This window comes from Bradyrhizobium tropiciagri (assembly GCF_018130545.1).
GTDB lineage: Bacteria > Pseudomonadota > Alphaproteobacteria > Rhizobiales > Xanthobacteraceae > Bradyrhizobium > Bradyrhizobium tropiciagri_A.
Window position 1 is genome coordinate 474,864 of record NZ_JAFCKF010000001.1, and the last position, 25,857, is coordinate 500,720.

A 25,857-nucleotide genomic window follows, 5' to 3' on the forward strand; every position below is an offset into this window, starting at 1 on the left:
ACCCTGGCGGTGTCGGACGCTGAGCTGCTGCGGTCGGCACGCGAGCAACCGGGTTCGATGCAGGCAATCTAGACGCGCGCCGACACGAGCGTTCGCCAAACTCCCCACATTCCGCGCCACCTGCCCGGCCGCACGGATGCGCACAAATGCGGACAAGTCGGCACCGCGCCATCGGCCGAGTGCCTAAGCTTACAGGGATTGACCGTTGCGACATGTCGGCCTGTCGCCGACGTTCTGCTCACTCAATTCCTTCAATTCCAAATGGCGACATGAACCCGACAATAGAACCCGCCCCTTCGCATCTGAAGCCCGTGACCTGGTCTACCTGGTTCGCCTGGGTGTTGGTCTCGGGGCTGACCTCCGTCTTCACCGTGCTATCGGCAACGGCGATCGGCAAGCCGGTCTCACGAAGCGCAGAGCACCGCGAACTCATCATGAGCGGCCTGCTGGCCGCCGTCGTGATCGCCGCGCTTGCTCCGCCGTTGATACAGGGGATCGTGCTCAAGCGCGTCGTGCCCAGGCTGAGCATCACGGTCTGGTCTCTTGGCACGCTGCTGTCATGTGCGCTGTGGCTGGGAACTGCCCTGCACGCCTCTATTCGAGGGCCGCTCGCGATCGGCTTCGAGGCCGAGTTTCGACTGCAGAGGGCCGCGCTGGTCGAGCGCGTGCACCATACGCTGATCGCGTCACGCATTCTCGACCTGCCATGGGGATCATTCCTGGCCTCGACGATCGTGATCAGCGTGCTGACTTCACTGATTCCCGCCTGCGTGCTTGGCATCGCATCCGGACGGCGAAGGACGATGTTGACATGTCTTGGCGCTTCAGTTGTAGCCACTGTCGTCTCTGCGATTGCCGCGCAGCTCTATCACATGACCATCGCCGCGCCGTTCTCGGACCAGTGGGCCCTCAACGGCCAGCCGTGGCCCCGTCGCCTTCAGGTGCTAGCCGACCGTTTCGGCGCCGGCGCGATCTGGGGTGCGACCACCGCGATCTTCGCGGTGCTAATGACCCGCGACTTGGCGCATACGGCCGCACGGCGAGATCATGTTTTCGCGCTCCATCGTGCGGGTGGCATCGCTGCAGCATTGATCGCCCCCTTGCCTCTTGCGATGCTGGCGCCGCTAGCGGCGTACTGCCTGAGGCCGTGAGAACTCACTGCCGGCGCATGCGAACTGCACCGAACGCTACGCGCCGGCGCGGTCCTTCACACGGCGCGTCACGATGGTGAGCAGGCGGCCGAGCGTGCCGGCGGCGGGGCCCTTCTTGCGCGCCAACGCGAGCGGCGCGACCAGACCCGCGGCGCGGTCGAGGCGGAGATAGGACACGCCGGCGGTCTCCAGCCGCGCCATCGATTCCGGCACGATCGAAATGCCGAGCCCGGCTGCGACGAGGCTCAGCGTCGACACCATCCGGCTCGCCTCCTGCGCCACTTTCGGGCTGAAACCCGCGGCGCGGCAGGCGGCGATGATGCTGTCATAGAGGCCCGGCCCGGTCGGACGGCGGTAGAGGATCAGCGGCTCGTCGGCGAGCGAGGCCAGCGCAATCCGCCGCCGCGGGTCCTTGCGGGCGCGCGGATGATGGTCGGGCAACGCCACCAGCATCTCCTCGTCGAGCAGATGGGTGATCGTGAAATTCTCCAGCCGTTCGCTCGGCGAACGCACGAAGGCGGCATCGAGCCGGTCGGCCTCGACGGCTTCGATCAGTTCGCCGGTCGAGGCCTCCTCGAGCGACAGCGTGATCGCCGGCGCCCGTTCGCGCATCTCGCGCATCACCCCGGTGACGAAGGGATGGAAGGCGGCAGAACTCGTGAAGCCGATCGCAAGCTGGCCCTCCTGGCCCCGGCTGGCACGGCGCGCGGCTTCCACCGCGAGCTCGGTGTCACGCAGGATCGTACGCGCCTTGCCGACGAAGGCGCGGCCGGCGGCGGTCAGCTCGACGCCGCGCGGTTGCCGGCGGAACAGCGGCACACCGATCGCGGCTTCCAGCGCCCGGATCTGCTGGCTCAGCGGCGGCTGCTGGATGCCGAGCCGTGCAGCGGCGCGAGTGATATGGCCCTCCTCGGCGACCGCGACGGCATAGCGGAGATGGCGCAGCTCGATCATCAGGCGATCCATATGCAATAGATATGCAAATTCCAGTATCCATATATTGGATATTTGGCGCGCGGCCAACTAGAGTCAGTTCAAGAACGAACGAACCGGAGCCGCCCCGCCGATGGACGCCATCCCCGCCGCGCCAACCACCAAGCATGTCGCACCCGATGTCGGCGAGTTGTTCACGGGCTTCTTCATCCTCGGACTGACCGGCTTCGGCGGCGTGCTGCCGCTGGCGCGCCACATGATGGTGGAGAAGCGCGGCTGGCTCACCAGCGCCGAGTTCACCGATCTGCTTGGGCTCTGCCAGTTCCTGCCCGGTGGCAACATCATCAACATGTCGGTGGCGGTCGGGCTGAAGTTTCGCGGCATTCCCGGCGCTTTCGCCGCAATCCTCGGCCTGATCGCGGTGCCGACCGCGGTCGTGATTGGCCTCGGCGTGATCTATGGCCGCTTCGCCGATGATCCGGTGGTGCGCCATCTGTTCGGCGGGCTTGCTGCCGCCGCCGCCGGGCTTCTGATCTCCACCGCGATCAAGATCGCCTTGCCGTTGCGGCGTGATGTGCTCGGCCTGTTCATCGGCGCGCTCTGCGTGCTGGCGATCGCGGTGTTTCGGCTGCCGCTGCTGCCGACGCTGTTGACGCTTGCACCGCTCAGCATTGTCCTGCGATCGAGGCAGGCGTCATGACCGCAACCCTCGTCACGCTCGCGCTGATCTTCGCCGAGCTCTCGCTGCTCGCCTTTGGCGGCGGCAACACCATCCTGCCGGAGATGCAGCGCCAGGTGGTCGACATCCATCACTGGATGACGGCGCAGGAGTTCAGCGCGCTGTTCGCGCTGGCGCAGGCCGCCCCGGGGCCGAACATGATGGTGGTCCCGCTGGTCGGCTGGCATGTCGCCGGCTTCTCCGGCGTGCTGGTGACCTCGCTCGCCAAGTTCGGACCATCGTCGCTGGTCACCGGCGTCGCGCTTGGACTCTGGGAACGCTTCAAGGATCGGCCGTGGCGGCGCACGGTGCAGGCCGGGCTGGTGCCGGTCACCGCAGGCCTCGTCGCCGCCAGCGCCATCATCATCACCCATAGCTCGACCTCGAGCTGGGGCACGATCCTGATCGCGGCCGGCGTAGCGATCGCCACCACGACGACGCGCATCCATCCACTGATCGCGCTCGCCGCCGGCGCTGTGCTCGGCCTCACCGGCATCGGCCAGCCCTGACGCCGGTTCGGCGATGGCGCGTGCGCGCTTTCGCCGCAATGGATGCGAGGCCGCCAGCGGCTATGTTGATGTGACCATGATCGACATGCTGAGCATCGACACCCGCATCGCGCGCCTTGGATTGCGCGCAGGACGTCTGCACGCAGGCAATTAGCCGGCCGGCGATCGCGCGCCGTCCGGATTCCCTTAAGCGTCATCCAATCATTTCAGCCCCTTCGTCGCGCGTGACATCCGCGCCGGCGTTGGTGCGTCTCCGATCAAGGTCAAACCGACATGACCCGAACCATTCAGACCAATTTTGCCGCCGCTGCATTGCCGCCGATCGTCATCACCGCGAGCGAGGCGCATCGCCTCAGCGCGCTGGCCGATTCCAGCATGGCGGTGTTTCCCCGCGTCGCCCAGTTCCTTGCGCGCGAGACCGACCGCGCCCAGCTCGTCGATGACGACGCCGACCTCCACGACGTGGTCCGCATGGGCTCCCGCGTACGCTACCGCGACGACGAGACCGGCGATGTCAGGGAAGTCGTGCTGGTCTATCCGCACGAAGCCGACATCGCGCAGCGCCGCATCTCGGTGCTGACGCCGGTCGGCGCCGCGCTGATCGGATTGTCGATCGGCCAGACCATCGATTTCCAGACCCCGAGCCACCAGACCCGTGCGGTGACGATTCTGGCGGTGGGGCATCACGGCTAGCCGGCGCCCCGCGATCGTTGACACGAGCAGCGTGAGGGAGCCACCGGCGGCAGGGCTCCCTCCCCCCTTGCGGGAGAGGGAGCCTGACTGGCGTGCTCGCCTCAAGCAATCTCACCTCACGTGAACAAGGTGCGATACGCGAGCGCTGTCTCGGCGCAACTCAAGCCGCCAGATGGCACTGGCCCATCTCGAGACCGTGCCGGCGTCCGCGCGCGATGCCTTCGGCGATTGCCTTGACGACGATCTCGGCGTCGTCCGGGGAGAGATGATCGAGCGGCTGCCATGCGCGCATGATGTCGCGGGCGCGATCGAGGTCGCCATAGATTGCAAGGAGAGGCAGCGATTTGTTCGGCATGTCGGTGGCTCCCAACCGCAGCTGTGCCAGCCTAGCGCAGCTGGATCGGCCGAGCCATGCGTTCGGCAGCCGCGATCGCGCGCTTTGTCGATCGCCGATGCATGGCGAGGGCACGAATGCCCCCGCCATCACACGTTCCGCTACTGGGCGCCGGAGCCGCCCTGCACGATCTTCTCGTTCAGCTTCTGATCGACGGTCTCGACGGTGCGATCGATCTCTGCGCTCGGCGTACCGAGCTGGTGCGAGATCAGCTTCACCAGGAGATCGACGCGCTCGATGAACGGCGCGCCGGCGGCGACTGCGCGAGCCGCCGAGGACGGCTTGAGCAGGCTTTCCGCCGCCTTGGCGTATTTCGCGAACGGCACCTGGTCCGCAGGATCGGCGCCGAGCTTGCGCGCGATGCCGTCGACATGGTCGTAGATCGCCTGCGAGCGGTTGAGGTCGCCGTGCACGGCGTCGCGGATCGATTGCGGCTCTGTCGGCGTGATGCAGCGATAATTACCGGTCAGCAGCATCGACCACTTCGCCAGCGGCACGAACAGCGAGTCGAACACCTTCAGCTTCACCGGCACGTCCTGGCCGTCCAGCGTCACCGCGTCGATGTCGGCTTCGAGCTCGCGCAGCACCTTGTTGTGCTTGTCGTCGGCAAAGGCGGAGGCCTTGAAGTTGGTCGGCAGGCCGACATGCAGCACGTTGGCCTTCTCCTCCGGCGGACGGAACGCCTGCGGATCCGGCGAGCACAGCGTGACGAGGCCCGGCTCGAAGCGCTCCCAGACCTGCGCGTTGGTGTAGGCCTCCTCGAGATCCATGCCGGCGAGCGCGGGGATCCGCTTCAGATAGGGCAGCGGCGGCATGTTCATGATCGACAGGCACGGCAGCTTCGCCGCCGCGATCTTGATCATCAGCACGCGAACCGTGTGGTTGGTGTATTGCGGCTCCTGCATCGCAAGGCCAACCATGTCGTAGCGCGACACATCGACATCGGCGGGCGTCACGGCGTCGAGCTTGCCCGGCAGGTCGCGCGAAAAGATCGAGCGATGCTCCTTTTCGTCGCGCAGCTTGATGCGGACCTCGGTGCCTTCGCGGTTGATCAGGTCGGCGGTGTTCTTGCGGCACACCAGGGACACGTTGTGCCCCGCCATCAGCAGCTTGGTCCCCAGCAAGGAGCCGTAGGAAGCTCCAAGGATCAGAATATTGCGCGCCATGCTCTCTTAAGCCCTTCTCTCCAAAATCCTGCCCTGAGGGTGATGCCGGCTGGTGCCCGGTCGATATTGGCCGACCAGCGTGTCCCCGGTCCGGCGTCCGCCAAATCACCTCTCGGACAATGCGGTCCGGCTGGTGTATGGTATGCCACCGTCTATCGCAGATCGACAAGCGGCTGCCAAGGGGATTATCTCGCCTGCGGACTTTCGTTCCGCCGACAAGGAAGGGCATTCGAGCTTGCAAGTCGCCGCCGATCTAACGGACCGGGCTGAAGAAATCCTCGTTTCAGCGTCCCGGCTGTTTGCCCGCCACTCCTATGCCAACGTGACGATGGAGCAGGTCGCAGCGTCGGTCCGGGCCGTGCCGGGCGCGCTGTACCACTATTTCCGCGACAAGGAAGATCTGATCTTCCACTGCTATCTGCGGGGCCTCGCGATCTACCGGCACGAGATCGAAGCGGCCGCCGAACCCGGGATCGACGGGCTCGAGATCGTCAGGCGCTTCGTGCGCGGCAGGCTGCGGCCTGAAGGCCAGCGCATGATCCTGTTCAGCGATATCGATGCGCTGGCCGCGCCCTACAACAGCGAGGTCCATGCCAGGCGCTGGCAGAATGCCGCGTGGCTGGCGGACATTCTGAAGCGGGGCGTCGCTGACGGTTCGATCGCCTGCGAGGAGCCGCTGCTCACCGCGGTGGCGCTGATCTCGATTCTGGACTGGGTTCCGTTCTGGCTGTCGGAACGCGACTACTACACCCGGCAACAGGCGATCGATGCGATCGACGACATCATCACGCACGGCGTCTACCGGCGCGAAATCGCCATTCCCGCCATGCCCGAGCCGCTCAGCCTTGCGCCATTCCTGGAGTCTCGCGCAGCGTTGAACAAGCGGGCCGCGAAGTTCGACAGGATGCTGTCGATCGCCTCCGACAGTTTCAACCGGCGGGGCGCGTCGGGCACCTCGCTCGAGAGCATCGCGGTCGATGCCGGCATGACCCGCGCCGGCATCTACTATCATTTCAGCGAAAAAGAGAGCCTGCTGCTGGCCTGCCTGCGGCGCGGGCTCGCCGGCGAGGTCGGCATTCGCGAGCATCTGCAAGAACACAGCCTTGATGCATTCGACCACATCGTGCAGCGAATCCGCCTGCTGCTGATGCTGCACGACACGCCCTGCGGCCCGAAGGCGACCTACCACAACATCAACTATCTCAACGACGATGACCGGAAGGCCTATGTCGGCGACGTGCTGGCGACGATCCGGCAGGACCAGAACAGCTATCAGCGCTGGATCGACGAGGGCCGCTTCCGCCGCATCGATACGTACTTCGCCGAGCGCATTCTCACCGGCATGGGCCATTGGTATCCGATCTGGTTCAAGACCAAACGCGACTGGTCTCCAGCCGAGATCGCCGACCATTTCGCGCGGCTGTTTCTCGCGGGTCTCAAGCCGCGCCGGCATCAGGCCTGAACTGCCTATTCGTGTCCTGTCGCTCAGGCTTGGCTGGAACATCGGCTCGCTTCATGCGAGCCTCGGGGCCGTAACCGTTCTAAGGAAGGTGAATTAGCGCATCTGCGCAGACCTCATCCAAAAGTTTACCCGTAATTCAAAATAGCGCCCGATCTCGAAGACATATAGCCTATAACATTATAATACCTTCCGCTAAAACTTGACGCAGTATTCAAAGCGAAAGTTGCGAAGGCTCGGTAATTGGGGTTATGAGACGGCCTCGATCGCTCAAGATCAAGAAACACAAGCAAGGGAGAACGCAGGATGCATAGGCTGATCGTTGCCGCCGCGGCAGCGCTGACGGTGTTGGGAGGCGCGGCGTCCGCGCAGGAAAACCTCAAGATCGGCTATATCGATCCGCTCTCAGGCGGCGGCGCCAGCGTTGGCGAAGGCGGCCTGAAGACGTTTCAGTATCTCGCCGACGAGTTGAACGCCAAGGGCGGCATCCTCGGCCACAAGGTCGAGATCGTTCCGCTCGACAACAAGACCAATCCGCAGGAAAGCCTGGTGCAGGCGCAGAAGGCGGTCGACGCCGGCGTCCGCTACATCACCCAGGGCAACGGCTCGTCGGTCGGCGCCGCGCTGGAGGATTTCGTCACCAAGAACAATTCGCGCAACCCCGGCAAGGAAGTGCTCTACTTCAACTACGCCGCGGTCGATCCGAGCATGACCAACGAGAAATGCAGCTACTGGCATTTCCGCTGGGATGCGAACTCGGACATCAAGATGGAAGCGCTGACCAACTATATGAAGAGCCAGCCGTCCATCAAGAAAGTCTACCTGATCAACATGGACTATTCGTTCGGCCAGTCGGTGCGCACTGCTGCGCGCAAGATGCTGGGCGAAAAGCGTCCGGATATCCAGGTCGTCGGCGACGAGCTGCATCCGATGCTCAAGGTCACCGACTTCTCGCCCTACATCGCCAAGATCAAGGCTTCCGGCGCCGACACCGTCGTGACCGGCAACTGGGGCCAGGACTTCGCGTTGCTGCTGAAGGCCGCGGCTGATGCCGGCCTCAAGGTCAACTGGTACACCTATTATGCCGGCGGCGCCGGCGGACCGACCGCGATCAAGCAGACCGGCCTCGAGAACCAGGTGTTCCAGATCAGCGAAGGCGTCCCGAACTCCGGCAACAAGGCGGCGATGGATTTCGAGAAGGACTTCCGCGCCAAGACCGGCATTTCCGTGTGGTATCCGCGCGCGGTCAATGAGATGCGGATGTTCAAGGCGGCCGCCGAGAAGGCCAACTCGATCGATCCGGTGAAGGTCGCGGCTGCACTCGAAGGCATGAAGTTTGAGGTGTTCGACGGCGGCGAGGGCTTCATGCGCAAGGACGACCACCAGTTCTTCCAGCCGATCTACATCTCCTCGTTCGGCTCGCTGGCCGACAAGGCCAAGGAGCCGTACGACGAGGAAAACACCGGCTGGGGCTGGCACATCGTCTCCAAGATCGACACCGCCCAGACGATGCTTCCGACCACCTGCAACATGAAGCGGCCCTGATCGGCCGGTTCGTCCTCCGTCATTCCGGGGCGATGCGAAGCGTCGACCCCGGAATCTCGAGATTCCGGGTCTGGTGCTTGCGCACCAGCCCGGAATGACGTGAAGCTCCTTTCCTTCGACAGGTCTTTGATCACGTGAACCGTTCCCATTCCCAAACGGGTGCCCCGTGGCTGAATTGATCGTCATCTCGACGCTCAACGGCGTCTTGTTCGGCATGCTGCTGTTCCTGCTGTCCAGCGGGCTCACCGTCATCTTCAGCATGATGGGCGTGCTCAACTTCGCGCATGCGAGCTTCTACATGCTCGGCGCGTTCTTCGGTTATCAGCTCACCCGCTGGATCGGATTCTGGCCGGCGCTGGTGATCGCGCCGCTCTTGGTCGGCGCGGTCGGCATGGCGGTCGAGCGCTACGGCCTGCGCAACACCCACAAGCACGGCCACGTCGCCGAACTGTTGCTGACGTTCGGTTTGGCGTTCGCGATCGAAGAGATCGTCTCGATGATCTGGGGCAAGAGCCCGGTCGACTACCGCGTCCCGGCCGTACTCGACTTCCCCGCCTTCACGGTGTTCTCCACCAATTACCCGGCCTACAAGATCTTCATGCTCGTCGTGTCGGTCGTGATCTTCATCGCGCTGCTGGTGACGCTGAAGCGGACCCGCGTCGGCCTCATCGTGCAGGCGGCGCTGACCCATCCGAGCATGGTCGGCCATCTCGGCCACAATGTCGGCCGCGTCTTCATGCTGGTGTTCGGCGTCGGCAGCGCGCTCGCCGGGCTTGCCGGCGTCATCGCCGGCCCGTCGCTGGTGACGCAGTCCGACATGGCAGCGCTGCTCGGCCCGATCCTGTTCGTCGTCATCGTGTTCGGCGGCCTCGGCTCGCTGCCCGGCGCCTTCATCGCTTCGCTCCTGATCGGCCTGATCCAGACCTTTGCGGTCGCGCTGAACGGGTCGCTCGCCAGCGTGTTCGGTCCGCTCGACCCGAGCCTCGGCGCCTCGCCGCTCACCGACATCTGGAACGTGACGATCGCGCAGATCGCGCCGATCCTGCCCTATTTGCTGCTGGTGCTCGTCCTGATCTTCCGCCCGATGGGCCTGCTGGGAACGCGCGAGTCATGACCAACGCTCCCACGCCCTCCATCGCTGCGGCCAAGCAGGAATCCGGCGGCGCCCTCGGCTTCTATGGCGTCTGGCTGCTCGCAGCTGTCGCACTGGTCGTACTACCGCTGATCTTTTCGTCGGGCGGCTCGCTGACCTCGTTCAGCCTGATCGGCATCGCGATCATCTTCGCGCTGTCCTATAACATCCTGCTCGGCCAGACCGGCCTGTTGTCGTTCGGCCACGCCGTGCAATACGGCCTCGGCGGCTTCCTTGCCGTGCATGCCATGAACGCGGTTGCGAGCCACAACTGGCCGATCCCGCTGCCGGTGATCCCGCTGGTCGGCGGCATCGGCGGCCTGGCCTTCGCCCTGCTGGTCGGCTGGGTCATGACCAAGCGTGCCGGCACCGTGTTTGCGATGATCTCGCTCGGCATCGGCGAACTGGTCGCCTCGTCGTCGCTGATCCTGCGCAGCGTATTCGGCGGCGAGTCCGGCATCACCACCGACCGCACCTCGCTGATGCCGATGTTCGGCTGGACCTTCGGGCCGCAGATCCAGGTCTACTATCTGATCGCGTTCTGGGTGCTGGTCTCGGCGATCGCGATGTACGCGCTGACCCGCACGCCGCTCGGGCGCATCTGCAACGCGGTGCGCGACAATCCGGAGCGGGTCGAGTTCATCGGCTACGATCCGCATGTGGTGCGCTATCTCGCCTACATGTTCGCGGGCTTCTTCGCCGGCATCGCCGGTGGCCTCACCGCGATCAACTTCGAGATCGCCAACTCCGCCTATCTCGGCGCGACGCAATCGGGCTTCGTGCTGTTCTCGGCCTTCATCGGCGGCACCGCTTACTTCTTCGGGCCGATCATCGGCGCCATCCTGGTGACCTATCTGCAGCTCGGGCTGACCAGCGTCACCTCGGTCTGGCAGCTCTATTTCGGCATCATCTTCATCGGCATCGTGATGTTCGCGCCCGGCGGCATCGCCGGCATTCTGATGAAGCACCGTCCGCTGATCCGCGCCGGCACGCTCGGCACCGTGATCCCGTCCTATCTGGTCGCAGCGATCCCGACGCTGGCGTTTGCGCTCGGCATCATCCTGACCATCGAAACCGTCGCCCGCTTTTCCGGCGGCGACCCGATCAACCTACTCGGCATTCCCTTCGTCGCCTCGGCGCCGACCACTTGGGCGGCCGCGGCGGTTCTGCTGGTCGGCGGCTTCCTGGTCGCACGCATCACCTGGCGGGGCGTTGCGGAGGCCTGGGATCGCGCCGCGACGGTGGCCCGTGATCGGGGGTATCTCGCATGACCGCTGCCATTCAAGTCAACGCCGTCGAGAAGAGCTTCGGCAATGTCCGCATCATCCGCGACCTCAATCTGAGCGTCGCCAAGGGCGAGCGTCACGCCATCATCGGCCCGAACGGCGCCGGCAAGTCGACGACGTTCAACCTGATCTCCGGCCACATCAAGCCGACCTCGGGCGAGATCCGCCTCAACGGCGAGGTGACGTCGGGCCTGCGGCCGTTCGAGATCAACCGGCGGGGCCTGTCGCGCTCGTTCCAGGTCACCAACGTGTTCGCCCGCATGACGGTGTGGGAGAACGTCCGCTGCGCCGTGCTGTGGGCGACCGGCCACCGCTACGCGTTCTGGAAGAACGTCGACGATCTGCCCGAGGTGAAGCAGCGCACCGCTGAGATTCTCGACGACATCCATCTCAGCCATCGCCGCGACGTGCCGGCGGGGCTGTTGACCTATGCCGAGCAGCGCGAGCTCGAGATCGGCATCACCATCGCCGGCGGCGCCAGCGTCATCATGCTGGACGAGCCGACCGCGGGCATGAGCCACGCCGAGACCGAGCGCGCCGTCGCGCTGATCCGCCGCCTCACCGAGGGGCGCACGCTCGTCATCGTCGAGCACGACATGAGCGTGGTGTTCGGCCTCGCCGACCGCATCTCGGTGCTGGTCTACGGCCACATCATCGCCTCCGGCACCCCTGAGGAAATCCGCGGCAACCCGAAGGTCAAGGAAGCCTATCTAGGCGAGGAGGTCGACTGATGCTCGAGGTCAGGAATCTTCACGCCTATTACGGCAAGAGCCACATCCTGCAGGGCGTCGATCTCGACATCGCCGCCGGCGAGGTGGTGAGCCTGCTCGGGCGCAACGGCGTCGGCCGCTCCACCACCGTCAAGGCGATCATGGGCGAGGTGCCTCCGCAAGGCACCATCCGCTTCAAGGGCCAGGACATCGTCGGCCTACCGAGCCACAAGATCGCGCGCCTCGGGCTCGGCTACGTGCCGGAGCATCGCGACATCTTCCCGGGGCTGACGGTGCGGCAGAACCTGATCCTCGGCATCAAGGACCCGCGTCGCCCCGGCAAATGGCGGCTGCAGGAGATGCTCGACATGTTTCCCAATCTCGCAGCGCGCGCCGACACGCCGGCCGGCGTGCTGTCGGGCGGCGAGAAGCAGATGCTGACCACCTGCCGCACATTGCTCGGCGACCCCGAGCTGATGATGATCGACGAGCCGACCGAAGGCCTGGCGCCGCTGATCGTGCAGCAGGTCGGCGAGCTGATCGCGCGGATCGCCAAGGCCGGCGTCGCCATCCTGCTGGTCGAGCAGAAGTTGTCGATCGCGATGAAGATCTCGAACCGGGTCTACATCATGGGCCACGGCCGCGTCGTGTTCGAAGGCACGCCGGAGCAGCTGAAGAACAACGCCGCCATTCGCGAGGAATGGCTCGAGGTGTGAGGCGGACAGACCAAGCTGTCAAAAATTGCCGTAGTACAGGGCCCAGATCAGCGCGATCAGGAGACCGTGGAACGAGATGATGGACGCCAGGAATAGCCAGTCGTCTCTGGTCATGGGGCCGAAAAATCCGGCCCAGGCGTAGCGACAGCGACACGCGAGTTGAGACAAGAAGTTTGAAGGCATGGCGTTTGCTAGCGGAATACGATCCGCCAGGTCTTGCTCATCTGTGCCAGCTATTTGAGGACTTGTGTCAGCCCATCACCGAACGCCGTTCGAACTGCGATAGGCCCTTGGCGTAAGACCGGTCCAACGAACGAACGCATGGCTGAAGGAAGAGATTTCGCTGTAACCCAATAGCCACGCGATTTCAGAAATCGGCCGCTCCGCCTCTTCGAGATAATGGCGCGCAAGTGCAATTCGAAGCGCCTCGAGAACGTTCGAAAAGCCCACCCCCTCAGACGATAGCGCCCGGGCAAGAGTTCTCCGGCTCATGCCAAGGCGGCGCGCGACCTCCTCGGCGTTGGCTTTGCCGTGCGGAAGCAACTGTGCGATCTGATCTTCGACGCGAGACCGCACGCTGGTTCGTCTTGATGCCCGGTCATTGAGCGCTTGGTCGGCGTATTGGAGCAACATCTTGTTGAGATGCAGATCAGCTCCCACGACAGGTAACGTGCCGATCTGGGAAGGAAACAGGAGCTCATCCCTGTCCGCCGCGAATTCGATCTCGCACCCGAGATGAGATCGCACGTCCAGTGGTGTTTCTTGTCTGTAATGCTTCAACTTGATTTGCTTTGCGACCAACCTGCCGTCGGTCAGTGCGCGGCAAATGCGAACCAGCGCAATCAGCCAGAACTCCGCGTGGTGACGATCCAACGACCTGTCGATGTTGACATACTCGAACCTGATGGCGACTCCGTGCTCCAGAGAGGTCCGCAACCGCACGCCCTCGTTGTTGATCGCGCAGTAACGACCCACAATCTGCAAGGCATCAACGAGGTGCTCGGATGAGGCCATGACGTAGTACAGTAACCCGATCTCCCCGAGCTCGAAGCCTTGAGCCAGATGGAATCCGAAGCAATCGTCCTGCAATTCCCTGGCGGCAAGCTCGAGCAGCCTTATCTGCGCTCGTGCGTCGATGCGACGCTTGCGGTCCTCGATGTCGTCGATCGTCAGGCCCGCGGCCGACAGGATCGGCGCCAATTCGATTTGCGCGTCCCGCAGCCGGCCGGATGCGAGCCTCGCGATCCCTCCGGTTGCGCTCGGTATCGATGGCAGGGCGCTTGCAAGGCGTGTGGCGGCTTTCATACGGCACCGAACTGTGTTCTCGCCCAACGTCGAGTGCTCCCCGGGATCACATTTTGACCTATGTCAATGAGCCTGTGTTCGAGGCATCCGGTCTGACAACATCTCGCAACTAAATGACCCGGAATCACAAGACCCATCGGAGACAATCATCTAGCTGGTTGCCTCCCGGCCATGTCTGCGAAACGACGGCAATTGGCTCCAACCGGGCGTGTGCAAGGGCGAATTCATGACGGACTTGGTTATCCATGCAAATGGGGTGGAACGAGCGATTGGCACCAAGGCAAATGGCCAGACGAGCTAGATCGTGGCCGGGCAAGGACGCGCTCAACAGAGCGGCACTCATCGCTCAATTCGTTTTCTGATTACCGAAGCCGACACTCCCGGCTTCTGGCAATACTCGTTTTCCATCGGCGATCGCAATTTCACGGGTAGAATCCAGGCGGTGCTGGGATTGCTGGCGGCACGCCGCGTCAAGATGAAGATCGATCGGCTGCTGAAGCACAATGCGCCGGTCGAAGGCGTCGAGACGCCTCCGCCGCTGGTCCCGCCGGCAGGTCCCAAGGAATAGCACAGCAGCTCGACATGTTTCCCAATCTCGCCGCGCGCGTCGATACGCCGGCGGGCGCGCTGTCGGGCGGCGAGCTGATCGCGCGGATCGCCAAGGCCGGCGTCGCCATCCTTCTGGTCGAGCAGAACCTGTCGATCGCGATGAATATCTCGAACCGCGGCTACATCATGGGCCACGGCCGCGTCGTGTTCGAAGGCACGCCGGAGCAGCTGAAGAACAACGCCGCTATTCGCGAGGAATGGTTGGAGGTGTGAGGTGGGCACCGACCGGATGACTTCAGCCGGATATGGATCGCATCGCCTAGAACGCTATGCGGTTCTGGACACGTTGACCAGCCTCATCTCCCTCAGAAAAGGTAGTACTCGCGAGATCAGCCGCCTCCAAATTCGCTAATCAAAGAAATACTTACAATCGCTACACCTGACCCTTATTCCGCCGGGTGGTTGATCATAGCGTCCCGTTCTGGGATCCAAATTGAACTTCAGACAGATACCCGGCTCATCGGTGGTCTCGCATTTATAGGGGGGGCCCAGCGTTGGCCCCCCTCTGGTCGTAGACTTTTTTGCCGGAGCCTTTTTGGTCTTGGCCTTCTTAGTCTTGGCCTTTTTGGTAGCTGCTCTCCTGACAGCGGTCTTCCTGGTGCCTGTCTTCCTGGTTTTACTTCCTGCGGCGTTACCAGGCCTACGCTTCTTGGCCTTAGCTTTCTTCGCCATGGTGTGGCTCCCCTGCGTTAAAATCCGGCGGATTCGTGATTTACGGTTGCAGTGCGGTTTTGACCGCATTTGAAACAGCAAGTCCTATCGCAGATGCGAGTGCCGCATCGGCTGCCGGAGACGACGGGCTACGGCCTGTAACCATGACAACATTGCCGTTCGCGTCCTTGACCGGTTTTCCGTTGCTGTCTGTTTTTGGCTTGGGCGTCGGAAGTGTTGGCCCTAGCGTAATCGTCAGGTCATTCGTGCGGTCGCGCGTTGCCGAGAACAGATTGCCGCTTTGATTGACCGAGACCCTCGTCAGTTTCCAGCCGGGCGTTATGTTGCCGGTATCAGTGATATCGAACTTTATTTCATGCGACAGAACATTGGTCTTCGAAGGACCGTCAGAATAGTCCAATGCATATAGAATGACTCCAGTATCCGCTGCAGTCATGTTCGCCCTGAGCCATTCCTCGAGTCCCAAATCGCTCTGCATCAGCAAAACGCCACCTGGTCTCGTCTTCGGATCGCAGGGTCCCAATGCTCTAAGTTGTGCCACGGTGAAATAGGAGTTCAGCTTATCTTGTCTTGTCGCATCGGCTGATAGCGTTCCGCTGGCTCCCAAATTGAACACGGCTGACGCTGGACTCGGCGGCAGCCAATTCACAACGGGGTTAGCGCTGCTCTTTTCCTCTACCTGGAGGCTAAGAGCTATGTTGGCTCCCCAAGTATCCAGGAACGTGTGCTTACGCGGGTGATCAGGATTGTTGTAGAGCTTGTCGATCGCATCCTGGACTTCGCAGGTGACATTGTAAGCGATCGACTGGACAAGTTGCTGGCCCGCCACCTTGTCGGCGGGATTTTCCTGAAGTTCTGGAACGACGATTCCACATCCTGAGACAAAAACGCTCGCGCTTAATGGCACGATCCATCGAATGGCGGACATAATGCGCCCCGCTGTCACAATGATAAACTTATTATCTCAAAAATGAGGCCGCAACGGCCCGAATTAAATTCGACATCATTGTCCGATTGTCCGCAAATGAAAATGTCGAACCGAGAGCGATTATTGCGGTTGTGTGATAAGGTTGCAACACGCGTTGAAAACAACCACGCGCGACTGACAATCGCATTGCACCACGGACCTACCTGTTGGCGCACCGCGCATGCGCTTTGGGGCTGTCGTTCAACTGAGTCACACCCGGCCGGATTACTCCGGCCGGATCAGCGCCACGACGTCCCCCGCACGCAACGTTTGTCCCGGCTTCACCGGCACCGACGCGATGCGGCCGGCTGCCGGCGAGAGCACCGAGATCTCCATCTTCATGGACTCGATGATGGCGAGCACGTCGCCGGCCGCGACCGTGGCGCCCTCCTCGACCAGGATCTTCCAGATGTTGCCCGGCACTTCGGAGAACGCGCCGATCTGGCCGTCGGGAATGCCGGTCGTAACGGCACCGGCATCGATCGGCTCCGCTGGTGTCTCGTCGAGCTTCATCTCGCGCCAACGCTGGCGCTCGGCGTCGAATGCCGCCTGTTGCGTCGCCTTGAACGCAGCGATCGAGGGCTGCGCCTCGGCCAACTGCTTCGCGTAGTCGGCGTAGGAGAACTCGCCCGGCTCGATCCTGATGTCGTATTGACCGTGCGGGAACGCCGCGCGTGCATCCAGCAACTCATCCGCGTCGACCGGAAAGAAGCGGATCTTGTCGAAGAACCGCAGCAGCCAGGGATGGCCCGGCTCGAACACCCGCGTCGTGCGCCAGGTGTTCCAGACCTGGATGGTGCGGCCGAACAGCTGATAGCCGCCCGGCCCTTCCATGCCGTAGATGCACATATAGGCGCCGCCGATTCCGACCGCGTTCTCTGGTGTCCAGGTCCGTGCCGGATTGTATTTGGTGGTCACCAGCCGGTGCCGCGGATCGAGCGGGGTCGCCACCGGCGCGCCCAGATAGACGTCGCCGAGACCGAGCACGAAATAGTCGGCATCGAACACGATGCGACGGACATCGTCCTCACTGCCGAGACCGTTGATGCGGCGGATGAACTCGACATTCGACGGACACCATGGCGCATCCGCGCGTACCAGCTCCTGATACTTGCGCATCGCGAGTTCGGCTTGCGGGTCGCGCCATGACAGCGGCAGATGCACGGTGCGGCTCGGCACCCGCATCGCATCGACATCAGGCAAGTCGCGCTCGATCTTGCGCAGCACGTCGAGCAGCTTGCCGCGCGGCAGCGCGGTGCCGTCATAATGGATCTGCAGCGAGCGGATGCCGGGCGTCAGATCGATCAGGCCGCCGAGCTTGGCTTCCTCCAATGCTTGCGCCAGCACATGCACGCGCAGCCGCAGCGCGATATCGAGCTCCATCGGGCCATATTCGACCAGCAGATTGTCATCGCCGGCGCGGCGGTAGACCACCGGAATCGGGCCCTCATCGTTGCGGCCGACGATCGCGGAACCGAGTTCAGGCGCCTTCAGAACCGTCGGTCCGGCCACCGGATCGTCGCGTTTCACCGCAACGAAGCGGACGCTGTCGCCGGGCCGGAGCTGGCCGACCTTCCAGAGTTCGTCGCGGGCGACCACCGCCGGACAGACGAAGCCGCCGAGGCTCGGTCCGTCAGGGCCGAGGATGATCGGCATGTCGCCGGTGAAATCGATCGAGCCGACCGCATAGGCATTGTCATGGATGTTCGACGGATGCAGCCCGGCCTCGCCGCCATCGGCCCGGGCCCAGCGCGGCTTCGGCCCGATCAGTCGCACACCGGTGCGGGCGCTGTTGAAATGCACCTCGTAGCTCGATGCGAACAGCGTCTCGATGTCGTCGTCGAGGAAGAAGTCCGGCGCGCCATGCGGCCCGTAGACCACGCCGATCCGCCAGGCCGACGTCAGCTCCGGCTGCTCGTCCGCCGTGGCGCACCGCGGCGCGGCGAGGTCAGGCGTCTCCGTACCGACGTGCAGCACGTCGCCCGCCTTCAACGAACCCGTCGCGTGGCCGCCGAAAGCGCCGAGCGCGAACACGGCGCGTGAGCCGAGGATCTCGGGCACGTCGATGCCGCCACGGACGGCCAGATAGCTGCGCTGACCCGGACCCTTGATGCTGCTGATGGCAAGCGTCTGGCCCGCGCGCACCGCAACCGGTTCGTCATAGGCAATTTCGGCCCCATCCAGCGATGTCTTCATTCGTGCACCCGACAGCGCGACGACCGCATCGGTGTTGAAGCGCAGGGTCGGCCCGTTGACCGTCAGCTCGAGCGCGGTCGTGGTTTCCGGATTGCCGACCACGCGATTGGCGAGGCGGAACGACCGTTCGTCCATCGGGCCGCTCGGCGGCACGCCGACATGCCAGAGCTGCAGGCGGCCGGGCAATTCCTGCACCCCGCTCTGTGCACCGGGCGCAACGACATCGATGGTGCGGGGACGATAGGCGAAGCCGCCAAGCACGCTGGTCGCCACCTGCCCACTGCGGAACACGTCGGATGCGGCGATCGCACGCAGATAGTCGAGATTGGTCTCGATGCCGGCGATGACCGTGTCGTTCAGCGCTTGCGTCAACTTCGCAATCGCGGCATCGCGCGTCTCGGCCGACACGATGATCTTCGCCAGCATCGGATCGTAGAACGGCGACACCTCGGTGCCGGTCTCGATCCAGCCGTCGATCCGCGCGTCGCCCGAGAAGGCGACCTTCGTTAAGCGGCCCGCGCTCGGGCGGAAGCCGGCGCCCGGATTCTCGGCGTAGAGCCGCACCTCGATCGCGGCGCCCTTTGGCGTGAGCGCGCCGGCCTGGCCGACCACGTCCTCGCCGGCCGCCTGGCGGATCATCCATTCGACCAGGTCGACACCAGTGACCTGCTCGGTGACGGGATGCTCGACCTGGAGACGGGTGTTGACCTCAAGAAAGTAAAAGTCCTCGCGCTCGACGTCGTAGATGAACTCGACCGTGCCGGCGGACTCATAAGACACTGCCTTGCCGAGCGAGACCGCGGCCGCATGCAGCCGCCGCCTGATCTCGGCGGACAGTCCCGGTGCCGGCGTCTCCTCAAAGACCTTCTGGTTGCGCCGCTGCAGCGAGCAGTCGCGCTCGCCGAGCGCGACCACATCACCCTTGCCGTTGCCGAAGATCTGCACCTCGATGTGGCGCGCCTGGGCGACGAACCGTTCGAGATAGACCCGGGCGTCGCCGAAGCTCGCTCGTGCCGTGCGCTGTACGGATTCGAAGCGCTCGCGCAGCGTCGCCATGTCGTGGCAGAGCTGCATGCCGATGCCGCCGCCGCCCGCCGTGCTCTTCAGCATCACCGGAAAGCCGATGATCTCCGCCTGCTGTACCGCCTCGTCGATGGTCTCGAGCAGACCGGAGCCCGGCAGCAGCGGCACGCCGCTTTGCTGGGCAATCTCGCGTGCCTTGTGCTTGAGCCCGAACGCGTCAAGATGCTCAGGCCTGGGCCCGATGAAGGTGATGCCGTGCTCGGCAAGCCGCTCGGCAAAGCGGCGGTTCTCCGACAGGAAGCCGTAGCCGGGATGCACCGCCTGCGCGCCGGTCGCCAGGCACGCCGCCATGATGGCATCGACGTTGAGATAGCTTTCGGAGGCCGGCGCGGGGCCGATCCGCACCGCCTCGTCGGCGTCGAGCACCGGCCGGGTGAAGCGGTCGGCATCGGAATAGACCGCGACCGAGCCGATGCCCATGTGTCGCAACGTTCTGCCGATCCGCCCGGCGATCTCGCCGCGGTTGGCAATCAGGACCTTGCTGAACATGCCTCACGCCTCCGGCTCGAAGATCGTGACTTGCACTGGCGTCGGGAAGAAGCCGTTGCAGGGATTGTTGATCTGCGGGCAGTTCGAGATCAGGCACAGCACGTCCATCTCGGCGACCAGCTCGATGGCGTCACCGGGCTTGGAGACACCGTCGACCACGGTGAAATTGCCGGCGGGATCGATCGGCACGTTCATGAAGAAGTTCAAATTCGGCACGACGTCCCGCTTCGACATGCCGTATTTCGCGGCTTCGATCACAAAGTTCTCGCGGCAGGCGTGCTGGTAGCGGGTCTGATGCCCGAACCGCACGGTGTTGCTCTCGCAGGAGCAGGCACCCGCGGACGTGTCGTGCAGGCCGCAACTATCCGCGGTCACGCGCAGCATCACCCGGCCCTCATTCGACATGATCCTGGTGCCGAGCCCGACATAGGCAGAGCCCTGTGCCCGCAGCGTATCCTGGCCGCTGTAGCGCTCCTGATAGTCGTCGGCGCGATAGAACAACGTATCGACCGCCTGCTGGCCGTGGGTATCGGTGATGCGCAGGGTCTGGCCCTTGCGGATGATCGCCGACCACGGCTGACGCGCGGGAATTTCGACATCGAGGACGATGCGGCCGGTCGGAACGGATTGCGTGGTCATCGCACGGCTCCTTCGCTGGTCTCGCCGAAATACATCGCATTGTTCTCGTAGGCGCGGATCGCCTCGGCCGTCGCGGTTCGGCACAAATCGTCGGCAGCGAGCGCACCCGCGCGATAGCGCACGATCTCCACACTCGCATGCGGATAGGTCGTGGCGGGATCGAGCGGATGCGGGCAGTTTGACAGCGCGATCAACAGATCCATTTCCGCGCGCAGCTCGACGAAGTCGCCCTTCTCGCGCCGTCCCTCGGACCAGACAAATTTTCCGTTTGCATCGATCGCGACCGGGGCGAAGAAGCTGACGCAGGGATGCACGTCGCGGCGGTCGAGCCCGAGCTTGGTCGCGGCGAGGATGAAGTTCTCGCGCGTGTTGCGGAGATTGCCATCGCCGTAGTTCGCCTGGTTGGTCGCCGCGGTCGAGCCGCCGACAACGGCATCATGCGCGGCGCTGGTGTCCTCGGTGATGGCGAGCAACGCCCGTCCCATGTCCGACAGCAGCACCCGTCCCTTCTGTAGCCGCGCCGCCCACTGCACCTTGATGGTGTCGGCGTGGTTCAGCCGCTCGGTGGTGTCGGCGGCATTCCAGGCGAGCAGGCTGACGGTCGATATCCCCGCCGTGTCGACGATACGCAGCGTATCGCCGCGATTCAGCCGCGTGGTCCAGTACCAGCCCGCCGGAATCACCTCGCGATGGATGATCGCGTCAGTCGCGATCGGCGCGGCGTCGCGCGCGGTCGGCGGCGGCAGTGCCCGCGGGGCGTGATCCTGCCCCGCCGCCTTCAGCTCGTTGTAGCGTCGCGTATGCGCCGCGACCTCGGCCTTCTGTTCCTCTGTGAGGATCATGGTTGCTCCTTCAAGACGAGAGCGCCGGGCCGTCCCGGCTGATGCTCCTTGTCTGACCGGGTCGTCCCGGCCGGAGCTGGTTGAACCGAGGACCGCAGCTCGGCGCTGCGGCGCGGGAAGATCTCGAGGTCGCGCGACACCGTGGCGCCGTAGCGATCGCGCTCCTCGGGCCGGTTGCGCGACCGCTCCAGCGCGATCACCCGCGTCGCGAGCCCGAACGCCTCGCTGAGATCATGCGTCACCATCACGACGGTCAGATGGGTCTCGTTCCACAGCCGCTTCATCAGCACATGGATGTCGGCGCGGATGCCCGGATCGAGCGCGCCGAACGGCTCGTCGAGCAGCAGGATCTTCGGCTCGCGCATGATCGCCTGCGCCAGCGCGAGGCGCTGCTGCATGCCGCCGGACAGCGCGGAGGGATATTTGCTCTCCTGCCCGGCGAGCCCGACTTCGGCGAGCAGCTTCATCGCGTCGTCCATGGCGACGCGCCGCGCGGCGCCGAACAGCCGGGCCGTGAACTTGGCGTCCCGCAGCTCGCGTCCGAGCATGACGTTCTGCAGCACGGTCAGATGCGGAAACACCGAGTAGCGCTGGAACACCACGCCGCGGTCGGCGTCGGGCTCGGCGGGCAACGGCTTGCCGTCAACCAGGATCTGGCCGCGACTCGGCTGCTCCTCGCCGAGCAGCATGCGGAGCAGCGTGGTCTTGCCGCAGCCGGACGGACCGACCAGTGCGATGAACGCGCGCGGCTCCACCTCCATCGTGATGCGCTCGAGCACGATGTGGTCGCCATATTCCTTCCAGACGTCGTCGAACCGGATCGCGCTCATTCCGCCCTCACCGAGGCAAACCAGGGGAACGCCTTGCGCTGCAGGACGCGCAGGCCGATATCGATCAGGAACGCCAGCAATGTGATCCAGACGACGTAGGGAATGATCACGTCCATCGCGAGATAGCGGCGCACCAGGAAGATCCGGTAGCCGAGCCCGGAATCGGAGGCGATCGCCTCGGCCGCGATCAGGAACAGCCAGGCCGGGCCGAGTTGCAGGCGCAGCACATCGATCAGCCGCGGCAGGGTTTGCGGCATCGCGACCCGCAGCGCGATCTGCCACGTCGAGGCGCCGAGCGTCTGCGCCTTGACGATCTGCTCGCGCGGCAGCTCCTGCACCTTCATGGCAAGGTCGCGGATCATGCAGGGCAGCGTGCCGATCACGATCAGCGCGATCTTCGAATTCTCCCCGAGCCCCATCACGATGAACAGGATCGGCAACAGCGCTAGCGGCGGCACCATCGAGGTGACCGACACGAACGGCCCAAGCAAGGCGTTGGCGCCCGGCAACAGCCCGATCACGATGCCGAGCACCAGCGCCGCCACCGTCGAGATCGCCAGCGCCGCCCCCAGCCGCCCGAGGCTCGCGACGGTGTCGGAGGCCATCAGATAGCTGCCGGTGCGCGGATCGACCTCGAACGCCATCTGCTTGACCGCCTGCACCATGCTGGGCAGCGCCGGCAGCAGCTTGTCGTTCGGGTTCTGCGCGAGCCGCGCGCTGGAGCCGGCGAAGTAGGCGATTGCGACCAAGAGAAACGGCAACGCGAGCAGATAGAATCGCGTCTGCTGTCCCGGCCGTATGTTCACAAGTCGCATCGTCGGCTCCTGCCAGAGGTCGGCGTTGTGCGCATCAGAGCTTATCCTAGAGCTTTCCCTTGGCAGCTTCGTCCATGTAAGTCGGGTCGAAGCGCAGCTTGACGTTCGACTTGTCGCCCAGCACCGACTTGTCGGCGAGCTCGATGCCGACGGCGTCAGCCGACTTCGCACCCTTGCCGAGCAGGTCCTTCTCGAACAGGAACTTGCGGACGCGATCCATGGTCGTGCCGATGGTCTTGCTGCGCGTAAACGCTTCGGCGTCGGTTGCCTTGTCGAACAGTTTTGTGGTCGAAAGCTGGCTGTCGAAGCCGGCGAGATCGGTGCCGGAGGCCTTGGCCATCGCTTCCTTGGCGGCCTTGGCGGCGGGATCGTTCGCCGTCATCTTGGACAGCGTCTCGTACCAGATGCCGACCAGCGCCTTGGCAAAATCCGGATTGTCCTTGGCGACCGCGGTGTTCACCACCATCAGGTCCATGATCTCGCCGGGAATCTGGGAGGAATCGAACACCTTCTTGGCGTCGGGCGAGCCGAGGATTTCGGTTACGATCGGATTCCAGGTCACGACCGCATTGACGTCAGCCGTCTTGTAGGCCGCCGCGATATCCGCATCCGAGGTGTTGACGACCTTGACGTCCTTCTCGCTCAGCTTGCTGGTCTCGAGCGCGCGCGCCAGCAGATAGTGCGACACCGAGAATTCGACCAGATTGACAGTCTGGCCCTTGATCGCCGCGAGATCGGACTTGTTCTTCAGGATCACGGCATCATTGCCGTTGGAGAAGTCGCCCATCACGACCGCGGTGGTGTCGACGCCGCCGGCAGCGGGAATCGAAAGCGCATCCATGTTGGTGATGGTGACGGCGTCATAGCCGCCGGCGGTGTACTGGTTGATCGACTCAACGTAGTCGTTGAACTGCTTGACCTCGATCGTGATGCCGTATTTGTCGGCCCACTTCTTGACGATGCCGGTGTCGGCCGCATAGCCCCACGGCATCCATCCGACATAGATCGACCAGGCGACCTTGAAGCTTTTCTTCGGCGCGGCGTCGGCCGCAGGCGCCGCCGCGAGCACGATCGCGCAGCCGACGACAACAGAGCGAAGGAAGAAAGAGAACTTGTTCATTGCCGATCCCTCTTGCGAAATTTCACAAAAAGGGACTGGCGAAAAGACCATCGCTCCGCCAATCCCTTGGCTAACGAGGTCTCCCGGGCTTTTATCCCGCCGTGCACCTGCGGGGATGTCTCCCCCGCAAGCGGCTGCTCTCGGACCAGCATCTTGCCTGGCAAGATCGGAACCCTAGCGGCCAACTCAACGCCCTTGATGCACGAGCCGTGCCACAGGGCCGACGTTTGAATCTCATGAGATTTTTCGGCGCACGCGACCGGCCCGCATGCTTGCTCTGCTTAAAAACTGCGCAGACCTGCCCAGAATTGGCTCTGTCATTTCGTCCTCGACGCCAACAGGATTGCGTCATGGCCGAGGTCGAGGGGGACATTCAATGCGCAGGCTTCTGAGCACTTTGTTCGCAAGCTTCTGGCGCGGATTGCACGGCCGGTTCGGCCTGGTGCCGGCATGGAATGTCGGCGGTGCAAAAGATGCCGTAGGACCGGTCAGCTCTTCACGGTATTGACCGCGACGCTCTCCCTGTAAGCCGGCCGGGCGGTGACGCGGTCGAGATAGGGCGCCGCAACGTCGCAGACCCCAACGCCGTAATCAATGGCCCACACCAGGCAGGTCGTCAGCAGGATATCCGCGCTGGTGAACTGATCGCCCATCAGATATTTGCGGCCATCCGACAGCGCGACTTCCACGTGCCTGAGTTGCTGGCGGAAATATTCCGCGGCCTTGCCGACCACGTCGGGCGCGTGGCCGTAGATGTGCGCGAGCCCCTGGAGGCCGTGGCGGCGCATCACGTAAAGGCTGGTCGAGTCCAGCTCGGCCACGATGAAAAAGCACCATTCCAGCCACCGCGCGAAATCGCGCGCCGCGACCGGCACCAGCGAAACACCGCGATTGGAATAGGTGCGTGACAGATAGGCGACGATCGCGGCACTCTCCCCGATCGTGAAATCGCCGTCTTGCAGCAGCGGTATCTTCTGGCGCGGGTTGAGCAGTGTGTATTCGGCAGTCTTGGTCTCGCCCGAGCGTGGCAGGATGGGCCTGCAACGATAGTCCAGACCCAGTTCGTGCAACGCCCAATGGGCACGGATGGTCCGTGATGTCCCCACCCCCCACAGCGTCAGCATCTCCGGCATGGCATCACCATTTTTCGACGGATGGCCGCAGATCGAGCTCATGGCTCCAGCCGTCGCGGCTCTGCTGGTGCACGAACCAGTAGGCCTCCGCGATCGAAGATGTCCTCGTCAGCGAATCCGGCGCGATCTCCGATGCGCCGATTCCCCTGTCGGCCATCCGCTGGTGAATGGCCGGGCTATCGACGCCGGCGTCGATCAGGAGATGGGCGACATGGATGTTCTTCGGCCCAAGCTCGCGCGCCATCGCCTGGGCGACGGCCCGTAGGCCGAACTTCGCAGACGCAAAGGCGGCAAAGCCGCTGCTACCGCGCACGCTTGCGGTTGCGCCGGTGAACAGCATGGTGCCGCGGCCATGCCGCAGCATATGCCGTGTCGCCTCGCGTCCGACCAGGAAGCCGGCAAAGCAGGCGAGCTCCCAGGCCTTGAAGAACAATTTTTCGCTGGTCTCGTGCAGATCCTTCTTGACGTTCGAGCCGGCATTGAACAGGCAGACCTCAATCGTCCCGATCTCGCGTTCGACTCGCTCGCAAAGTGCCTGCACCTCGGTCTCGCGTCGCGCGTCGACGGCGAACGCGTGCACCTTGCCCCCGGCGCCGGTCAGTTCGTCCACCAGCGCGCTCGATTTCGCTGGATCGCGCCGCGCGATGCAGACGGCGTAACCGCCTGCGGCGAACCGCCGCGCGACCGCGGCGCCGATCGCATCGCCCGCGCCTACCAGCAAGGCAGTCTTGTTCGTTTCGGCCAT

General features: G+C 64.0%; 26 protein-coding genes, 1 pseudogene and 1 riboswitch. Of the genes and pseudogenes, 13 read left to right on the top strand and 14 right to left on the bottom strand.

The genetic code is table 11. The features are described 5' to 3' along the window. Nucleotides 1–269: 269 nt before the first annotated feature. Nucleotides 270–1,151, top strand: coding sequence for a hypothetical protein (locus JQ616_RS02315; RefSeq protein WP_212011922.1), 882 nt, complete (start codon nt 270–272; stop codon nt 1,149–1,151). A 36-nt stretch (nt 1,152–1,187) separates the two neighbouring features. Here the strand turns inward: JQ616_RS02315 and JQ616_RS02320 are convergent, their stop codons facing one another. Next, nucleotides 1,188–2,102 (bottom strand): LysR family transcriptional regulator, encoded by a 915-nt coding sequence (locus JQ616_RS02320; RefSeq protein ID WP_433995951.1) that lies wholly within the window; start codon nt 2,100–2,102, stop codon nt 1,188–1,190. Nucleotides 2,103–2,217: 115 nt separating this feature from the next. Here JQ616_RS02320 and JQ616_RS02325 point away from each other — a divergent pair, with 115 nt between their 5' ends. From JQ616_RS02325 to rnk, 4 genes are all read left to right on the top strand, one after another. Then, on the top strand, nt 2,218–2,784 hold the full coding sequence (locus tag JQ616_RS02325; RefSeq protein ID WP_212011926.1) for a chromate transporter: 567 nt from the start codon (nt 2,218–2,220) through the stop codon (nt 2,782–2,784). Then, nucleotides 2,781–3,311: a chromate transporter gene (locus JQ616_RS02330; RefSeq protein ID WP_212011927.1), complete on the top strand. Its 531-nt coding sequence runs from the start codon at nt 2,781–2,783 to the stop codon at nt 3,309–3,311. Before JQ616_RS02325 ends, JQ616_RS02330 begins: the two co-directional genes overlap by 4 nt. A 13-nt stretch (nt 3,312–3,324) precedes the next feature. Continuing rightward, nucleotides 3,325–3,465: a hypothetical protein gene (locus JQ616_RS02335; protein ID WP_212011929.1), complete on the top strand. Its 141-nt coding sequence runs from the start codon at nt 3,325–3,327 to the stop codon at nt 3,463–3,465. Nucleotides 3,466–3,584: 119 nt separating this feature from the next. Then, on the top strand, nt 3,585–4,004 hold the full coding sequence (gene rnk, locus JQ616_RS02340) for a nucleoside diphosphate kinase regulator (protein WP_249136338.1): 420 nt from the start codon (nt 3,585–3,587) through the stop codon (nt 4,002–4,004). 160 nt (nt 4,005–4,164) lie between these two features. Here rnk and JQ616_RS02345 read toward each other — a convergent pair whose 3' ends face one another. After that, nucleotides 4,165–4,359, bottom strand: a complete 195-nt coding sequence (locus JQ616_RS02345; RefSeq protein WP_212011931.1) for a hypothetical protein — start codon at nt 4,357–4,359, stop codon at nt 4,165–4,167. Nucleotides 4,360–4,499: 140 nt separating this feature from the next. After that, nucleotides 4,500–5,564, bottom strand: a complete 1,065-nt coding sequence (locus tag JQ616_RS02350) for a ketopantoate reductase family protein (protein WP_212011933.1) — start codon at nt 5,562–5,564, stop codon at nt 4,500–4,502. A gap of 235 nt (nt 5,565–5,799) precedes the next feature. Between JQ616_RS02350 and JQ616_RS02355 the strand changes: the two genes are divergently transcribed. From JQ616_RS02355 to JQ616_RS02380, 6 genes are all read left to right on the top strand, one after another. Continuing rightward, nucleotides 5,800–7,026 carry a TetR/AcrR family transcriptional regulator gene (locus JQ616_RS02355; protein ID WP_249136340.1) on the top strand — a complete coding sequence of 409 codons (1,227 nt, stop codon included), beginning with the start codon at nt 5,800–5,802 and terminating at the stop codon, nt 7,024–7,026. Between the two features lie 303 nt (nt 7,027–7,329). Further along, nucleotides 7,330–8,568: a branched-chain amino acid ABC transporter substrate-binding protein gene (locus JQ616_RS02360; RefSeq protein WP_212011936.1), complete on the top strand. Its 1,239-nt coding sequence runs from the start codon at nt 7,330–7,332 to the stop codon at nt 8,566–8,568. Between the two features lie 166 nt (nt 8,569–8,734). Continuing rightward, nucleotides 8,735–9,682, top strand: a complete 948-nt coding sequence (locus JQ616_RS02365; RefSeq protein ID WP_212011937.1) for a branched-chain amino acid ABC transporter permease — start codon at nt 8,735–8,737, stop codon at nt 9,680–9,682. Further along, nucleotides 9,679–10,971 carry a branched-chain amino acid ABC transporter permease gene (locus JQ616_RS02370; RefSeq protein WP_212011939.1) on the top strand — a complete coding sequence of 431 codons (1,293 nt, stop codon included), beginning with the start codon at nt 9,679–9,681 and terminating at the stop codon, nt 10,969–10,971. The genes JQ616_RS02365 and JQ616_RS02370 overlap by 4 nt, the downstream gene beginning before the upstream one ends. Continuing rightward, complete coding sequence (locus JQ616_RS02375) at nt 10,968–11,717, top strand: ABC transporter ATP-binding protein (RefSeq protein WP_212011941.1); 750 nt, start codon at nt 10,968–10,970, stop codon at nt 11,715–11,717. The genes JQ616_RS02370 and JQ616_RS02375 overlap by 4 nt, the downstream gene beginning before the upstream one ends. Further along, nucleotides 11,717–12,412: an ABC transporter ATP-binding protein gene (locus tag JQ616_RS02380; RefSeq protein WP_212011943.1), complete on the top strand. Its 696-nt coding sequence runs from the start codon at nt 11,717–11,719 to the stop codon at nt 12,410–12,412. The genes JQ616_RS02375 and JQ616_RS02380 overlap by 1 nt, the downstream gene beginning before the upstream one ends. Nucleotides 12,413–12,670: 258 nt before the next feature. On the opposite strand, the gene JQ616_RS02385 is transcribed toward JQ616_RS02380, so the two are convergent. After that, nucleotides 12,671–13,717 (bottom strand): AraC family transcriptional regulator, encoded by a 1,047-nt coding sequence (locus tag JQ616_RS02385; protein ID WP_249136341.1) that lies wholly within the window; start codon nt 13,715–13,717, stop codon nt 12,671–12,673. A gap of 304 nt (nt 13,718–14,021) precedes the next feature. On the opposite strand from JQ616_RS02385, the gene JQ616_RS02390 reads away from it, so the two are divergent. Continuing rightward, a complete protein-coding gene (locus JQ616_RS02390; protein WP_212011945.1) occupies nt 14,022–14,285 on the top strand; it encodes a hypothetical protein in 264 nt (87 codons plus the stop codon). 8 nt (nt 14,286–14,293) lie between these two features. Beyond that, a pseudogene (locus JQ616_RS02395) lies at nt 14,294–14,539 on the top strand (ABC transporter ATP-binding protein); the annotation flags it as partial. Between the two features lie 135 nt (nt 14,540–14,674). On the opposite strand, the gene JQ616_RS02400 reads toward JQ616_RS02395, so the two are convergent. From JQ616_RS02400 to JQ616_RS02445, 10 genes are all read right to left on the bottom strand, one after another. Beyond that, nucleotides 14,675–14,998, bottom strand: a complete 324-nt coding sequence (locus JQ616_RS02400; RefSeq protein WP_212011947.1) for a hypothetical protein — start codon at nt 14,996–14,998, stop codon at nt 14,675–14,677. Nucleotides 14,999–15,038: 40 nt separating this feature from the next. After that, the gene (locus tag JQ616_RS02405; RefSeq protein ID WP_212011949.1) at nt 15,039–15,926 is read right to left on the bottom strand and encodes a hypothetical protein; all 888 of its coding nucleotides are present in this window, start codon (nt 15,924–15,926) and stop codon (nt 15,039–15,041) included. A 264-nt stretch (nt 15,927–16,190) separates the two neighbouring features. After that, entirely contained in the window at nt 16,191–19,733 is a 3,543-nt protein-coding gene (uca, locus tag JQ616_RS02410; protein WP_212011951.1) for an urea carboxylase, read from the bottom strand. A 3-nt stretch (nt 19,734–19,736) separates the two neighbouring features. Continuing rightward, nucleotides 19,737–20,372, bottom strand: coding sequence for an urea amidolyase associated protein UAAP2 (locus JQ616_RS02415; RefSeq protein WP_212011953.1), 636 nt, complete (start codon nt 20,370–20,372; stop codon nt 19,737–19,739). Further along, nucleotides 20,369–21,214 (bottom strand): urea amidolyase associated protein UAAP1, encoded by an 846-nt coding sequence (locus JQ616_RS02420; RefSeq protein ID WP_212011955.1) that lies wholly within the window; start codon nt 21,212–21,214, stop codon nt 20,369–20,371. Before JQ616_RS02420 ends, JQ616_RS02415 begins: the two co-directional genes overlap by 4 nt. Beyond that, a complete protein-coding gene (locus JQ616_RS02425; RefSeq protein ID WP_212011957.1) occupies nt 21,211–22,044 on the bottom strand; it encodes an ABC transporter ATP-binding protein in 834 nt (277 codons plus the stop codon). The genes JQ616_RS02420 and JQ616_RS02425 overlap by 4 nt, the downstream gene beginning before the upstream one ends. Next, complete coding sequence (locus tag JQ616_RS02430) at nt 22,041–22,859, bottom strand: ABC transporter permease (protein WP_212011959.1); 819 nt, start codon at nt 22,857–22,859, stop codon at nt 22,041–22,043. The genes JQ616_RS02425 and JQ616_RS02430 overlap by 4 nt, the downstream gene beginning before the upstream one ends. Before the next feature lie 46 nt (nt 22,860–22,905). Further along, the gene (locus tag JQ616_RS02435) at nt 22,906–23,979 is read right to left on the bottom strand and encodes a putative urea ABC transporter substrate-binding protein (RefSeq protein ID WP_212011960.1); all 1,074 of its coding nucleotides are present in this window, start codon (nt 23,977–23,979) and stop codon (nt 22,906–22,908) included. A 78-nt stretch (nt 23,980–24,057) separates the two neighbouring features. Then, nucleotides 24,058–24,168, bottom strand: a riboswitch (guanidine-I (ykkC/yxkD leader). 299 nt (nt 24,169–24,467) lie between these two features. Then, complete coding sequence (locus tag JQ616_RS02440; RefSeq protein WP_212013115.1) at nt 24,468–25,112, bottom strand: glutathione S-transferase family protein; 645 nt, start codon at nt 25,110–25,112, stop codon at nt 24,468–24,470. 4 nt (nt 25,113–25,116) lie between these two features. Further along, on the bottom strand, nt 25,117–25,857 hold the full coding sequence (locus JQ616_RS02445; protein WP_212011962.1) for an SDR family NAD(P)-dependent oxidoreductase: 741 nt from the start codon (nt 25,855–25,857) through the stop codon (nt 25,117–25,119).